The 12895-nt window shown below is 35.7% G+C and carries 16 protein-coding genes and 1 other annotated feature; of the genes, 4 read left to right on the forward strand and 12 right to left on the reverse strand.

The annotated features are described in order from the left end of the window. Nucleotides 1–31: 31 nt before the first annotated feature. From deoB to KDN24_RS16500, 9 genes are all read right to left on the reverse strand, one after another. A complete protein-coding gene (gene deoB / locus KDN24_RS16460) occupies nt 32–1216 on the reverse strand; it encodes a phosphopentomutase (protein WP_491348082.1) in 1185 nt (394 codons plus the stop codon). Nucleotides 1217–1434: 218 nt separating this feature from the next. Further along, nucleotides 1435–2328 (reverse strand): site-specific tyrosine recombinase XerD, encoded by an 894-nt coding sequence (xerD, locus tag KDN24_RS16465; RefSeq protein WP_409972467.1) that lies wholly within the window; start codon nt 2326–2328, stop codon nt 1435–1437. Between the two features lie 7 nt (nt 2329–2335). After that, a complete protein-coding gene (locus KDN24_RS16470) occupies nt 2336–2566 on the reverse strand; it encodes a YqzK family protein (RefSeq protein WP_409972466.1) in 231 nt (76 codons plus the stop codon). An 87-nt stretch (nt 2567–2653) separates the two neighbouring features. After that, nucleotides 2654–2809: a hypothetical protein gene (locus KDN24_RS16475; RefSeq protein ID WP_409972465.1), complete on the reverse strand. Its 156-nt coding sequence runs from the start codon at nt 2807–2809 to the stop codon at nt 2654–2656. A 71-nt stretch (nt 2810–2880) separates the two neighbouring features. After that, the gene (gene fur, locus KDN24_RS16480) at nt 2881–3375 is read right to left on the reverse strand and encodes a ferric iron uptake transcriptional regulator (RefSeq protein WP_409972464.1); all 495 of its coding nucleotides are present in this window, start codon (nt 3373–3375) and stop codon (nt 2881–2883) included. Between the two features lie 212 nt (nt 3376–3587). After that, nucleotides 3588–4202: a MarR family winged helix-turn-helix transcriptional regulator gene (locus tag KDN24_RS16485; RefSeq protein ID WP_409972493.1), complete on the reverse strand. Its 615-nt coding sequence runs from the start codon at nt 4200–4202 to the stop codon at nt 3588–3590. A gap of 102 nt (nt 4203–4304) precedes the next feature. Further along, nucleotides 4305–4544 carry a thioredoxin family protein gene (locus KDN24_RS16490; RefSeq protein WP_409972463.1) on the reverse strand — a complete coding sequence of 80 codons (240 nt, stop codon included), beginning with the start codon at nt 4542–4544 and terminating at the stop codon, nt 4305–4307. A 346-nt stretch (nt 4545–4890) separates the two neighbouring features. Next, entirely contained in the window at nt 4891–5574 is a 684-nt protein-coding gene (locus tag KDN24_RS16495) for an MOSC domain-containing protein (protein ID WP_409972462.1), read from the reverse strand. Next, complete coding sequence (locus tag KDN24_RS16500) at nt 5571–6227, reverse strand: HAD family hydrolase (RefSeq protein ID WP_409972461.1); 657 nt, start codon at nt 6225–6227, stop codon at nt 5571–5573. The genes KDN24_RS16495 and KDN24_RS16500 overlap by 4 nt, the downstream gene beginning before the upstream one ends. A gap of 304 nt (nt 6228–6531) precedes the next feature. On the opposite strand from KDN24_RS16500, the gene asd reads away from it, so the two are divergent. Beyond that, on the forward strand, nt 6532–7332 hold the full coding sequence (asd, locus tag KDN24_RS16505; protein ID WP_409972460.1) for an archaetidylserine decarboxylase: 801 nt from the start codon (nt 6532–6534) through the stop codon (nt 7330–7332). Between the two features lie 25 nt (nt 7333–7357). Here asd and spoIIM read toward each other — a convergent pair whose 3' ends face one another. Next, nucleotides 7358–8002 (reverse strand): stage II sporulation protein M, encoded by a 645-nt coding sequence (gene spoIIM, locus KDN24_RS16510; RefSeq protein WP_409972459.1) that lies wholly within the window; start codon nt 8000–8002, stop codon nt 7358–7360. Nucleotides 8003–8238: 236 nt separating this feature from the next. On the opposite strand from spoIIM, the gene KDN24_RS16515 reads away from it, so the two are divergent. Together KDN24_RS16515 and argS are read left to right on the forward strand one after the other, a co-directional pair. Beyond that, nucleotides 8239–8802 (forward strand): GNAT family N-acetyltransferase, encoded by a 564-nt coding sequence (locus KDN24_RS16515; RefSeq protein WP_409972458.1) that lies wholly within the window; start codon nt 8239–8241, stop codon nt 8800–8802. Nucleotides 8803–8848: 46 nt separating this feature from the next. Next, nucleotides 8849–9057 (forward strand) — a binding site (T-box leader). Nucleotides 9058–9125: 68 nt separating this feature from the next. Then, on the forward strand, nt 9126–10823 hold the full coding sequence (gene argS, locus KDN24_RS16520; RefSeq protein WP_491348083.1) for an arginine--tRNA ligase: 1698 nt from the start codon (nt 9126–9128) through the stop codon (nt 10821–10823). A 73-nt stretch (nt 10824–10896) separates the two neighbouring features. On the opposite strand, the gene KDN24_RS16525 is transcribed toward argS, so the two are convergent. Both KDN24_RS16525 and KDN24_RS16530 read right to left on the reverse strand, forming a co-directional pair. Beyond that, entirely contained in the window at nt 10897–12060 is a 1164-nt protein-coding gene (locus KDN24_RS16525) for an endonuclease Q family protein (RefSeq protein WP_409972456.1), read from the reverse strand. Next, a complete protein-coding gene (locus KDN24_RS16530) occupies nt 12057–12611 on the reverse strand; it encodes an NUDIX domain-containing protein (protein WP_409972455.1) in 555 nt (184 codons plus the stop codon). The genes KDN24_RS16525 and KDN24_RS16530 overlap by 4 nt, the downstream gene beginning before the upstream one ends. A 75-nt stretch (nt 12612–12686) precedes the next feature. Here KDN24_RS16530 and mciZ point away from each other — a divergent pair, with 75 nt between their 5' ends. Next, nucleotides 12687–12824, forward strand: a complete 138-nt coding sequence (mciZ, locus tag KDN24_RS16535) for a Z-ring formation inhibitor MciZ (RefSeq protein WP_409972454.1) — start codon at nt 12687–12689, stop codon at nt 12822–12824. The last annotated feature ends 71 nt before the right edge of the window (nt 12825–12895 follow it).

Here is a 12895-nt window from a genome sequence, read left to right on the forward strand (position 1 = left end):
CTAGTTTTGAAAACGAATGATGAATTTATATCTATTTCAAATCCGCCAAAAAGCTTTTCCCATGCTTTGGCAATTTCACTTTAAAGTTATCTGCTATCGTTGCACCAATATCAGCGAAGGTTTCTCTTAATGGAAGCTCTTTTCCTTCCTGCATATTTTTGGCATAAACTAAAAGTGGTACATACTCTCTCGTATGATCGGTTCCAGGATGAGTCGGGTCATTTCCATGATCAGCCGTGATGATTAATAAATCACCTTCCTGCATTTTTTCAAATACTTCAGGCAGACGTACATCATATTCCTCTAAAGCTTTGCCATACCCTATTGGATCGCGACGATGTCCATATAAAGCATCAAAATCTACTAGGTTTAAAAAGCTTAAACCAGTAAAGTTCATATCAAATGTTTGTAATAATTTGTCCATTCCATCCATATTCGAAATCGTGCGTAGTGATTTAGTTATACCCTCACCGTCAAATATATCAGAAATTTTTCCAATTCCAATGACATCGAACCCAGAATCCTTTAATTCAGACATAACCGTACGGGAAAAAGGCTTTAGTGCATAATCATGGCGATTAGAGGTTCTTGTGAAGCTGCCAACTTCCCCAATAAACGGCCTAGCAATAACCCTTCCAACCATATATCTTTCATCTAAAGTTAATTCCCTTGCAATTTGGCAAATACGATATTGCTCTTCAATCGGAATTATTTCTTCGTGTGCAGCTATTTGGAGAACTGAATCTGCTGAAGTATAGACAATAAGTGCGCCTGTTTTCATATGTTCTTCCCCAAGCTCAACAATTATTTCTGTTCCACTTGCAGGCTTATTGCCAATCACCTTTCTTCCAGTTCTTGCTTCTAGTTCAGATATTAATTCTTGCGGGAAGCCTTCCGGAAATACTTGAAAAGGTGTTTGAATATTTAGTCCCATAATCTCCCAATGCCCTGTCATTGTGTCTTTTCCATTGGATGCTTCTTGCATTTTTGTATAAAAACCTAATGGATTTTCGGCTTTAGCAATTCCCTTAATTTCGCGAATATTACTAAGGCCTAACTTCCCCATATTAGGCATATGTAAACCATTCATTTTGTCCGCTATATGGCCAAATGTGTCGGCTCCCTTATCACCAAATCGTTCGGCATCAGGTGCTTCCCCTATTCCAACTGAATCCATGACAACAACAAAAATTCTGTTATATTCGTATGAAGACATATTGCATTCCTCCTAAATTGTGACTACGGTTACAAGATAAATCGTTCGAGCGAATCTTTTACTAGCTCAAAAAATTGTATCTTCTCCAAAAATAGGTTGCCCTATTTGAGATGATTAACATCCAACCATTTTTAATATGTCAGAAGTCTGACATCTATATTCTACATAAGGTTTTCATAAAAAGAAAGAAAAAGCTGCCATTTTTTTGGTCAGCTTTCCTATGCTCGCGGATGATGTTGTTTATATACATCTTTTAATCTAGTTTTTGATACATGCGTATAGATTTGCGTTGTTGAAATATCGGCATGTCCGAGCATTTCTTGAACTGCACGCAGATCTGCACCATTCTCAAGCAGATGAGTGGCAAAAGAATGCCTTAATGTATGAGGCGTTAATTCTTTTTCTATTCCCGCTTCCTCCGTTAAACGCTTCAATATTTTCCAAAAACCTTGTCTAGATAGCCTTTTCCCGTGATGATTTAAAAATAAAGCTTCATCTCTATATTTTTTTGAAACAAATCGACTTCTACCCTCTTGTAAGTACTGCTCCAAAACCATTGTAGCAGTTCTTCCAATTGGAATAATTCTCTCCTTGCTCCCTTTACCAATGCACCTAACAAATCCCATAGTTAAATGAACATCGCCCATATTTAGACCTATTAGTTCGCTAACCCGTATCCCTGTAGCATATAATAGCTCAAGCATTGCTTTATCACGAAGACCATAATGATCAAGTGTTTTAGGTGAGTCTAATAATGTCTCAACCTCTTGCATATTTAGCACTTTTGGGAGTGACCTTTCGAGCTGAGGTGTTTCTATATGTACAGATGGATCGTGATCCACAGCCTTTTCCCGAAGAAGAAATTGGTGGAATGATCGAACTGAAGCAATATGTCTTGCCATTGTTTTCGTAGACTTCCCTTGCTCTTTAAGAAACTTAAGAAATTGAACAATTTGCGTACGCTGTACTACGTTCAAATCTTTAATACTTTCAACATTTCGTAAATATTTTACATAGCTTTTTAAATCTCTTTCATACGAAATAATCGTATTTTTGGCAAGTCCCTTTTCAACGATTAAATAATGTATGAAATCTTTAAGATTGTCTTCCATTACAGCACTACTCCCCATTTAAAAAGAAAAGAATTAACCGTTCAAACCAACTTGATGATTCACTTATATTCCCATATGCAATTACTTTTACTGCTGCTCCCTTTGGCTCTTCATAACGGTGGTAATCTTGATATTCCTCATTTAACCACATAATACCATAATAAAAAAGGATCGTGCATCCCGTGAATAGGATGAACACCTTTACCGTCTGTAACGCAATCTTAAGCCAGGATTTCATTGTTTATTGTCCTCCGTACAAGCATTTATAATACAAGATATGCCAATAAGGACAAGTTTTATACCTAGTAACAAGCAATCAGATTACTTATTTCTTTTCTGAAAATAGTAAAATTAATGTTGCAATCGGCCCAAGAAAAAGGGAAAGCAAAAACCAATTTAAGCCTGTTCGATTTTTTCCTTGTGCTAAGCCTGCGTTAATGAGTGCAAGTGTTCCCCAACCAACAAAATAACTGTTTTCCATCTTTCATTCCCCCATATTATGAATATAAAAAACCTTCTCTATCATTTATATATAGAAAAGGTTCAGGATGATTATTCTTTAATATTCTCTTTATTACTTTCTTCTGTTTGAGCCTGATTATCCTCTACTTTATCATGACAGCGATGGCAAATGCCATGAAATGTTAAACGATGGTCTTTTATTTGGAAGTTCCATCTTCGCTCGACAATTTCCTCAACATCTTCTAATAAATCCTCTTGGATTTCATCAACTGCACCGCATTCAATACAGACTAAATGATGATGAAAATGTGCTGCACCTTCTTGACGAAGATCGTAACGAGAAACACCGTCACCAAAGTTAATTTTATCAACAATTTTTAATTCCGTTAACAATTCTAGTGTTCTGTACACAGTTGCTAAGCCTATCTCAGGCGATTTTTCTTTAACAAGGAGGTAGACATCTTCCGCACTCAAATGATCCTCTTCATGTTCTAATAAAACACGGACGGTCGCTTCACGCTGAGGCGTCAACTTATAGCTAGATGAATGCAACTGTTTCTTTATTCTATCAATTCTGCTTTCCATACTGAAGTTCCTCCCTCGCCAATAACATTCTCATTATAACAGATAAAGGGATAGAATCAAACTAAAATCATTATAAATAAAACTATGCAATCATTATTATATAGTAATAATTATAAATTGTAAACTGAATTCTCTTTGGATAAAAACCATTTTGGCTTTCCTAAAAGCCTCATCATTAAAAGCAAATGTAGTCAATGAAAAGTAAGCTTTTGTTAGCTACCAGCTGAGGAGGTATGTTCAGGACATTCTTTCAGTGAAGCCTCATGAGTAAGGTATTTTTGAATGAGCCCACAATAATGTGGTGTTTCCTCATTACCAGTGTTCGGATGAAAATGAATACATCCTAAACATGGTTCCGATACGGCGAGATGGCCTTGGTTATGCATGATTGAAATAATAGAGCCGAGACCAAGCTCAAAGTCTGCTAGTATTTCATCAGAAATGGAGTCGAGCGCTTCTTCTAGTGTGCCACCCCAATGTTCAAGCTTCACCGTTATTTCCCTACCTTTAGACGTTAATTGTAGCAAGGTCACTCGACGATCCTCAGGCTTTTGTGTTTTATAAATCAGCTCTTTTTTAACTAGCTCATTCACAACCTTTACGGCTGTTACATGTGTCGTACCGATTGCATTTGAAAAATTGCCTACTGTTGCAACATCTTTTCTTGTATGTAAACAGAACAATAATGCTTGTATTTGTATCGGTGACAATCCGATCGCATCACTTTCCGCCTGGGTCACCTTTTTTATTGCCTGAGATATCCGGAATAGAGCCATACTAATCCGAGCTGAACGATTTTCCTTGCGGTGCTGTGGATCGAATATCATCACATATCGTACCTTCCAAGTTCATTCTTTTATCCATTTTACATATAAATTTGCTCAATTAAAAGAAGGAGACACCGGCAAAGGCACCTCCTTCTTTAAACATTAACCTTTTTTTACGTCTTCTAAACTAGCACCGAAGTTGATGTGATAAACATTACCGCCAATCACAAGGGCAGGAACTGATTTAATACCTGCGCTTTCTGCTTCCTCAATCCGATTTCGATCAGTACCGAGATGCACGATTTCTGTATCGACTTTTGATTTGTCAAGGTACTCCAATACAACTTGTTCTGCATCTACACAAACCGGGCAACCTGCATGATAAAAAACTGCTTTTGACATAACAATCAGCTCCTCTAATCATTTATGTAGCCTTGCTACACATCTATAGTATAGTAGAGAAATGAAAATAAGAGCAATTACATATTGCCTATCGTTATTATAGGTAAACATAATGGTTTATGAAGACAATTCAAATTACTATGAAAGCCTGTCATTTGCTTTAATATAAGCCATTTGGCCCTCGATTTGTTTTAGCAAAAATTCGCACTCATCAATTTCATACTTGTTATTATCTTTCTTAAACCATTTTAAACAAAATAAAACATGCTTTTTCCATTCCATTAAGTCTTTATACGTACAGCTCTTAACTCTCTCGGTAACGTGTTCACGATGCAGTTGTATCACCTCACTGTTTACCAGTTAGTCTAATCTGGGAATCAACTTCGGTACCTTCCAAACGTTTCAAAAATCTTATTCTCCAATTTTGCGACAGTTCCTCCACTTCAAGTATCTTCTTCATACTCTCGATCTGATCTTTTTCACGGTGCATAATATGGTTTGCAAATGCAACCGATATTGCTTTCGGATGGGAATGGGTTTTTATCAAACTATCGGACTTAGATACGACTCCTTCTTCAAGAACACGAAAATAGAACCCGGTATAACCTGTTTCCTGTACTTTTTGTGGCAAATCAAGTTTTCCGTACTTTACAGACAATTTGTAACAAGGCTGCCTTGGTTGAGTAACTTGAACAACTGCATCACCAAGCTTAAAAATATCGCCAATGTTTACATCAGATTCCAATAATCCTCTAGTTGTTATATTTTCTCCGAATGCGCCGTATTCCAATGTTTTTTGCAATTCATTTTCCCAAAAAGGATAGTATTCAGCGGGATAAACACAGACCGCCTTATCCCTGCCTCCATGATGTACAAGATCTGCTTGCCCATCTCCTTCGAAGTTCAGGGTTGATAAAAATAGAGTTTTTTTTGTAGGGTTTTTAAAAATACCTGTAGAAACTTCTTTATTATTAAATTGTACTTGCCTAGGTTTACCTATATTAATCGAAAGGATTTCGACATGTTTCATATTAAATCACCTCGACTTCCACAATGCTGTATTAAATGCATAAATCGATAAATATCTTCTGGATGATCCAATCGGTGTGTAGCTGATATTGCTTCTGGTTGTTTTGCACCCCACAAGGCCAACCCAAAATCAATCTTTGCTTCATTGGCACATATTTGGTCAAATATAGTATCTCCAATATAAATGGCGGTTTTCGGATTCACACCTGTTTGTTCCATATATTTTAATAGTGGATCAGGTTCAGGCTTATGTTTTGCTGTATCATCCGCACATATGACATGTGAGAAATATTTAAGTAATCCGAATGGAATAAAATCAGCTTTAAATTCCTCACGCGTTTTCGAAGTCACGATGCCAGTATGAATTTTATTTTCCACCAATTTCTCAAGCATTTTTTCAATTCCAGAATAGATAGATAACAAATTATGATAGACACCTAAATAATGAAGGAGTTTTTCATTTGCGCGCTCAATATTTGAAATTTCAAGCATTCTCAAGCTATTCACACTTGTCATACCTAATAAATAAGTAAGTTTTTCAGATGGATATTCGATATCCATCTCTTCTTGTAGAACTTTTTGCAAAGCTAGTATGATCGCCTGATCCGAATTGAGAAGTGTACCATCCACATCAAATATGACTGATTTATACATTTTTTGTACCTCCTATGTCTTACAAATAGTTATTAATTCTGAGCTTGTTCCATATGCTTTCTAATCAACTTTAAACAACTTATCAAACTAAGATTCTGTATTCGGGTCAAGTATATTCTGAGGATAATGATTGTTCAATACTATTATTAATATAATGTAGATAGTTATTACCTATAGTTCAGAAATGAACAAACCATTATTTTACTAGCCTATCATTATGATAAGAAATATGTATTAGAAGCAAAAAATGACTCTCTATATAATCTAATGTAGATTGACTTTCCATTAAAGGAGGCTTGCGATTTTGAGATTAAATCAACGTTTTTTGCGCACGTTGACCGAGCTAACATCAAATAAAGAGCTATCTCATTTAATTGGCGCATTTACAAAAACTAAGATAAGCCGATTGCTAATTCCTTTATATGCAAAAACATATGCGATCCGTGTTGAAGAGGCTGAAAAGCCTTTGAATGCTTACCGAACATTAAATGATTTTTTCATCCGCCGTTTGAAAAGCGGGGTTCGAAAGATTGATCAAGATTCGTCTTCTCTTGTCAGTCCAGTCGATGCCACCATTACTGGTATTGGTAGAATAGATGATCATTTAACATTTACTGTTAAAGGCCAATCTTACAAAATAGAAGAATTATTGGAGCATTCGCCCTATACACAAAAGTACAATAAAGGTTGTTTCATCGTTTTGTATTTAAGTCCAGCCGACTATCATCGAATCCATTCACCTGTCACTGGAACGATTATTGAAAAAAAACATGTTTTAGGAAAAACTTACCCTGTCAATGAATTTGGTTTGAAACAGATGCACAAAGTATTAAGTCGGAACGAACGACTCATTACTTACATAAGGCACAAAAACGGGACGATCCCAGTTATAAAAGTTGGAGCTATGAATGTTAGCAGCATTAAATATTCAGAATCCCTTCAAATTCACCCCTCTAAAGGTCATGAGCTTGCTTATTTTGAATTCGGTTCCACTGTCGTGTTATTAATCGAAAACGGAATATTTGAATTTTGTAAGGGGTTGGGGTTAGGTAGTAAAGTTTTCGTAGGTGAGCCTCTAGGCTATTGGAGAGTAAAAGACGAATAAACCATTCTGTTTATTCGTCTTTATTTTATGATTGAAGAGAGTGAATGACTGATTTCATTAATATGGGAGAAATAAATGCTTCTATCCCTGCAGCAGCACATATAAAAAGAATGGATACAGCAAAAGTAGCCATATACCTTCCAAATAACGGCATCATTGGCTGTCCTACCCTCTTCATAAATTGTCTGCTAATCATTTTTAAAGAAAATGAAACTGAAAGGGTTGTTGCAATGATGAAGATCGGAATGATAATTAGATTTTGGGGCAGCACAGAAACAAATGATAGCATAAATCCATCCCATCCCATTTGATTAACTAAAAATCCGACCGTAAATCCAACAACCATCCCTTTCATAAATAAAAGAACTAAAATAACTGGCAGTCCAATAATTGATATTCCTAAAATCCACATAAGACTAATAAACTTTATATTGTGTAAAAAACTTTGCTTGAATAAATCACGTGCCCCTGCAATATTCTCCTCAGAAACTTGGCCGAAAAATTGAGAAAGATAATAAAACAAATCTTCTTTTTGTGAAAAGCTTAAACTATTAACCACAATTGCACCAAATATTACCCCCATTAAAAACAATACAATCACAAATAAATAAGTTGAGGAATGCTCGCGGAAATGATTTGCGACGACGTCCTGGTACATTTTTTTTCTCATTGCTATCCTCCCTGTCTAGCTTAAGCGGCTTTCAAGAACCGAGTCCTATACTTGTGACACAAGCGCAAGCCACCTATTAAAATTCTGTTATTAAATTGTATGCTCGTCCTTTAAACATATGCTAAATGCTTTTTGTTTTAAAAAAATACCTTGATCACCCCAAAATCTTCCACTATACTATTATGAATCTTAGTTACTATTCATTTTCGTTTTAGCATAAGGAGGTCTTGCTAAAGATGAACCCGATTTTTGTAGAGTTTCCAGAAAAAATTGAAACAGAAAGACTTTATTTACGTGCTTGCTTACCTGGTGACGGAAAAATGGTTTATAACGCTATTCAAGCTTCAGTCGAAGATTTGAAAAAATGGCTTCCCTTCGCCAATAAAGAACAAACAGAGGAAGAAGCTGAAATAAACGTAAGAAAATCATATGCTCAATTTTTATTGCGAGAAGATATTCGGATTCACATCTTTCGCAAAAATGATGATGCATTCATCGGCTCAACCGGACTTCACCGGATTAATTGGGAAGTAAGGAAGTTCGAAATTGGCTATTGGTGTGATTCACGCTATCAGAAAAAAGGATATATCTCTGAGGCAGTCGAAAGCTTAGTCGATTTTGCTTTTTTGCATCTTCAAGCTAATCGAATTGAAATTCGCTGTGATCCTAAAAATGAGAACAGCCGAAAAATCCCTAAAAAAATAGGCTTTACCCTTGAGGGAATTTTGCGAAGTGATAGCTTAAGTGCTGATGGCAAAGAACTTAGAGATACTTGTGTGTTTGCAAAAATTAAAGAATAAAGTGATTGTATTTATTCCTATTATCTCGTATGATAGTAAAAATATGTTAAATTCAATGCGGAAGAGAGTAGTTATGAAAAATAAGCTTAAGCGAATTAGGGATGGTGAAAGCCTAATAGCTTTTTCATAATGAAACGCACTTCTAAGAAGCAGCCTGAAAATAGTAGGGTGTAGTCGGATAATATCCGTTATCAATTTTGAAGCTGGTCCAATTGGGCCAAACAGAGTGGTACCGCGGGTAATCTCGTCTCTATTTAGAGACGGGATTTTTTTTTATCATACTTGTTTTACAAATGCCAATGAATTGAAAGGGTGATTTTTTTATGGGAAAATTATTAATGGCTTTTGCAGAAGAGATTTCGATCTCTTTAGATAAAGGAATCCATACTAGCGTCATACAAGAATTACTTGAAAAACCAAAGGATGTGAATAAAGGAGATATTGCTTTTCCATGTTTTCGATTAGCAAACCGTTTAAAAACTTCCCCAGTTACAATTGCTTCAGAAATAGCGTCAAAATTTCAGCACCCACTTTTCGAAAAAGTTGTGGCAGATGGACCATATGTAAATGGTTTTTTTAATAAAGAAGTAGTTGGCCAAACGATTTTAAAAGAAATTTTGAGAAAAGAAGCCAATTATGGTTCCAAGACACTTGACAAAGAGCAAAGAATTGTCATTGATTTTTCATCACCAAATATTGCAAAGCCTTTTTCGATGGGACATTTAAGGTCTACTGTTATTGGTCATTCATTAGGGAACATTATCGAAAAATGTGGATATAAAGCGGTTAGAATAAATCATCTCGGTGATTGGGGCACACAATTTGGAAAACTAATTGTTGCTTATAGACGATGGGGTAATCATGAGATAATTGAAAAAAATCCGATTAAAGAATTATTAAAATTATATGTAAGATTCCATGATGAGGCAGAGTCAAACAAAGAGCTTGAGAAAGAGGCGCGGATTTGGTTCAAAAAACTTGAAGATGGAAATGAGGAAGCAAAGCAGCTTTGGCAATGGTTTCGTGATGAATCTTTGAAAGAGTTCTCAAAAATATATACATTATTAAATATACAGTTCGATTCATTTAATGGAGAGGCATTTTATAATGATAAAATGGAGCAAACGATAATAAACCTCCAGCAAAAAAACTTGCTTGAAACTTCAGAAGGCGCGGAAGTTGTAAAGTTAGAAGAATACGGCTTACCTCCCTGCTTAATTAGAAAATCGGATGGAGCTACTCTATATGCAACGAGAGATCTAACTGCTGCTATTTATCGATACGAGAACGAGCCGTTTGCTAAAACATTATATGTGGTTGGTCATGAACAAAGTCTTCATTTTAAACAAATTTTTTTAGTGCTCGAAAAGCTTGGATACTCCTTTGCAAAAACTCTCGTTCATGTCCCTTTTGGTTTTATTCTGAAAAACGGAAAGAAAATGTCTACGAGAAAAGGCAGAGTCGTTTTATTAGATGAAGTATTAAATGAAGCAATCCAATTAGCCAAAAAAAATATTGAAGAAAAGAATCCCTCTCTTTCTAACAAAGATGAAATAGCAAAAATGGTTGGGGTCGGTGCCATCATATTTCATGATTTGAAAAATGAAAGGCAAAACAATTTCGAATTTTGTCTTGAGGACATGTTAAAATTCGAAGGAAATACAGGGCCATATATACAATATACACATGCAAGAGCATGCTCCATCTTAAGAAAAGCACAACAAACCATACAAGTTGATAAATTAACTGGATTAAATGATAAAAGCAGTTGGTTCGTCATAAAGCTTCTAATGGAATTCCCTACAGTAATTGAAAGAAGCTTCACCTTAAATGAACCATCTCAAATTGCAAAATATGTAATTGATCTGTCTCAAGAATTTAATAAGTTTTATAATAACGTCAAAATATTATCAGCTAATTATAGCAAGCTGAATGATAAATTAGCTTTAGTTAAAGCAGTAACGATTGTTTTGAACGAAGGCCTTCGACTTCTCGGGATAAAAGCACCTAGCGAAATGTAAAGTCAAAATTCAGATTCTAAAAAAGGATAGAAGCTTAATTAAGAAGCTCTATCCTTTTAAAATATTTTATGCTTTAATCAGCGATTTTCCCATACTTCCCGCCACCACCGGCAGTTAAACTAAGTTTGCCTTCTCTCGCTTTTACGATGAGTTCTGCAAGTTTAGGAGGAATAATTTCCGCAAGTTGTTCGAATGGGACCTGATGTAAAATTGCCATTTCTGTACCGAAATGATTCAATAGCTTTTCAAGCATTTTGGGCCCGAGTCCTGGAATAAATTCTAGTGGAACTTGATGAATATAGACAGCGCGATTCACTGGTGATGAGCTGGCAGTCTTTAACTCAGCAATCCTATCTGCTACCCCTTTGACAAACTTCGTGCTGTTACAATGCTTGCATACTTTGCTATTAGGAACAGCAGGCTCGAAGCACTGTGCACAAGTTGTTCCATGATACTTTCCTAAAAGCGGATCTAAACCGTAATTAGCCTTCACCTTTCGCCCATCTTTCCCTTTTAAAGCTTTCTCTAACTCTTTAAAAGTTGGCTCTTTCAAGGAAAGAATCTGATATTCCCGTGCAATCTTTTTTAAGGAGTGAGCATCTGAATTCGTAATAAACGAATAATTGTGAAGTTCCTTAATTTGATCAGCCATATTAGTGTCGGAGCTCAAGCCAAGCTCGATCGCATCAATTTGTTCTTTATTGAATACTTCTGTTAAAGAGTAATTGACTCCTTTACCATACAAGCTTTTAAAAGGAGTAAATACATGAGCTGGAATAAATAAGCCGCCAAGTTCCTTCACTTTATATTGTAATTCCAAACCAGTTGCGTATATTCGTTGCGAACTGAGTGTAATATTCTTCAAATGTTGTGAGAGCCACAATGAAAATTCCTTCATGATGTCTATGCTTGGAAAAAAACAAAGAACATGAATTGGGCCTTTGCAATTCTCGTCGTATATTTCGAGTTCAGAGCCAGGAATAATTGTTAAATCCCCGAACATTAATCCACCATCGACATGTTGTGTAACATCTCCTGTCTTGATTAGTTGTTCTATTTCAATGATGACTTCTGGCGAATGACAATCGATAATGCCAATCATATTCAGGCCTTTCTCATTACGAGAGTGCTCAATAATATTCGTAAACGTTAATGATTTAGCTCCCGTTATTTTTACTGGCTTACCAGACATCGTTCTACCAATATGAATATGTAAATCTGCATAATACTGATTCATTTATTATTCAACGCCCTTTGCAACTGCAAATATTGAATAGCATATATAGACTTTGCATCATAAATTTTCTGTTCCTTTATGAAAGCTTCCGCTTCTTCAAGTGTTAACTCAAGTAAATCTACAAATTCATCTTCATCTAAGGAGGCCGCATTTTCTTTCTTTTCGAGCCCTTTAGCTATATATAAATGGATAATTTCATCTGCGAATCCTGGAGATGTATAGAAGGAAATAAGCCATTCCAGTTCGGTACATCCATACCCTGTCTCTTCTTCCAACTCTCTTTTTGCACATTCTGCTGGATCCTCACCTAACTCAAGCTTACCTGCAGGTATTTCTACAATCGTTTTTTCAAGTGCTTTGCGATATTGCTCGACCATGATGATTTTATCATTATGTGTCTGTGCCAAAACTGCTACTGCTCCTGGATGCTTAATAATCTCTCGTTTCGCTATTTTTCCGTTTGGCAGCTCCACATCATCCACTTGAAGACTGACAACTCTGCCTTTAAAAATCTGTTCGGATTTTATCGTTTTTTCCTCTAGTCGATCCATCGTTCAGCCACTCCTGTTCTATTCCGTTTATTCTCACTCATACATATTACCATACTTTATTTGGAGGAGGATGGCATGAAAATTCACTTACATAAAAAGGGAGTTATTATCATCGGAAAACCTTGGGAGATTCGTGAAAAATTAAAGGAATACCGAAAAGAATACGATTTTTTGCAAGAGTGGATTTTTGCAAAAAAGAAAAAGATTAAATGAAGGCTTCCTTATTTATTTGTGTAAAACTGAATAAATATAACAATAAAATTAATCTTTAGTTCCCATATCAA

The sequence above is a fragment of the Cytobacillus sp. Bva_UNVM-123 genome, from assembly GCF_046351715.2.
In the GTDB taxonomy this organism is placed as follows: Bacteria; Bacillota; Bacilli; order Bacillales; family Cytobacillaceae; genus Cytobacillus.

Coding starts and splice junctions, on each gene's coding strand:
- deoB (WP_491348082.1), bottom strand. CDS start 1,216: ATGTCTTCATACGAATATAACAGAATTTTTGTTGTTGTCATGGATTCA.
- xerD (WP_409972467.1), bottom strand. CDS start 2,328: ATGGAAGACAATCTTAAAGATTTCATACATTATTTAATCGTTGAAAAG.
- KDN24_RS16470 (WP_409972466.1), bottom strand. CDS start 2,566: ATGAAATCCTGGCTTAAGATTGCGTTACAGACGGTAAAGGTGTTCATC.
- KDN24_RS16475 (WP_409972465.1), bottom strand. CDS start 2,809: ATGGAAAACAGTTATTTTGTTGGTTGGGGAACACTTGCACTCATTAAC.
- fur (WP_409972464.1), bottom strand. CDS start 3,375: ATGGAAAGCAGAATTGATAGAATAAAGAAACAGTTGCATTCATCTAGC.
- KDN24_RS16485 (WP_409972493.1), bottom strand. CDS start 4,202: ATGATATTCGATCCACAGCACCGCAAGGAAAATCGTTCAGCTCGGATT.
- KDN24_RS16490 (WP_409972463.1), bottom strand. CDS start 4,544: ATGTCAAAAGCAGTTTTTTATCATGCAGGTTGCCCGGTTTGTGTAGAT.
- KDN24_RS16495 (WP_409972462.1), bottom strand. CDS start 5,574: ATGAAACATGTCGAAATCCTTTCGATTAATATAGGTAAACCTAGGCAA.
- KDN24_RS16500 (WP_409972461.1), bottom strand. CDS start 6,227: ATGTATAAATCAGTCATATTTGATGTGGATGGTACACTTCTCAATTCG.
- spoIIM (WP_409972459.1), bottom strand. CDS start 8,002: ATGAGAAAAAAAATGTACCAGGACGTCGTCGCAAATCATTTCCGCGAG.
- KDN24_RS16515 (WP_409972458.1), top strand. CDS start 8,239: ATGAACCCGATTTTTGTAGAGTTTCCAGAAAAAATTGAAACAGAAAGA.
- argS (WP_491348083.1), top strand. CDS start 9,126: ATGGGAAAATTATTAATGGCTTTTGCAGAAGAGATTTCGATCTCTTTA.
- KDN24_RS16525 (WP_409972456.1), bottom strand. CDS start 12,060: ATGAATCAGTATTATGCAGATTTACATATTCATATTGGTAGAACGATG.
- KDN24_RS16530 (WP_409972455.1), bottom strand. CDS start 12,611: ATGGATCGACTAGAGGAAAAAACGATAAAATCCGAACAGATTTTTAAA.
- mciZ (WP_409972454.1), top strand. CDS start 12,687: ATGAAAATTCACTTACATAAAAAGGGAGTTATTATCATCGGAAAACCT.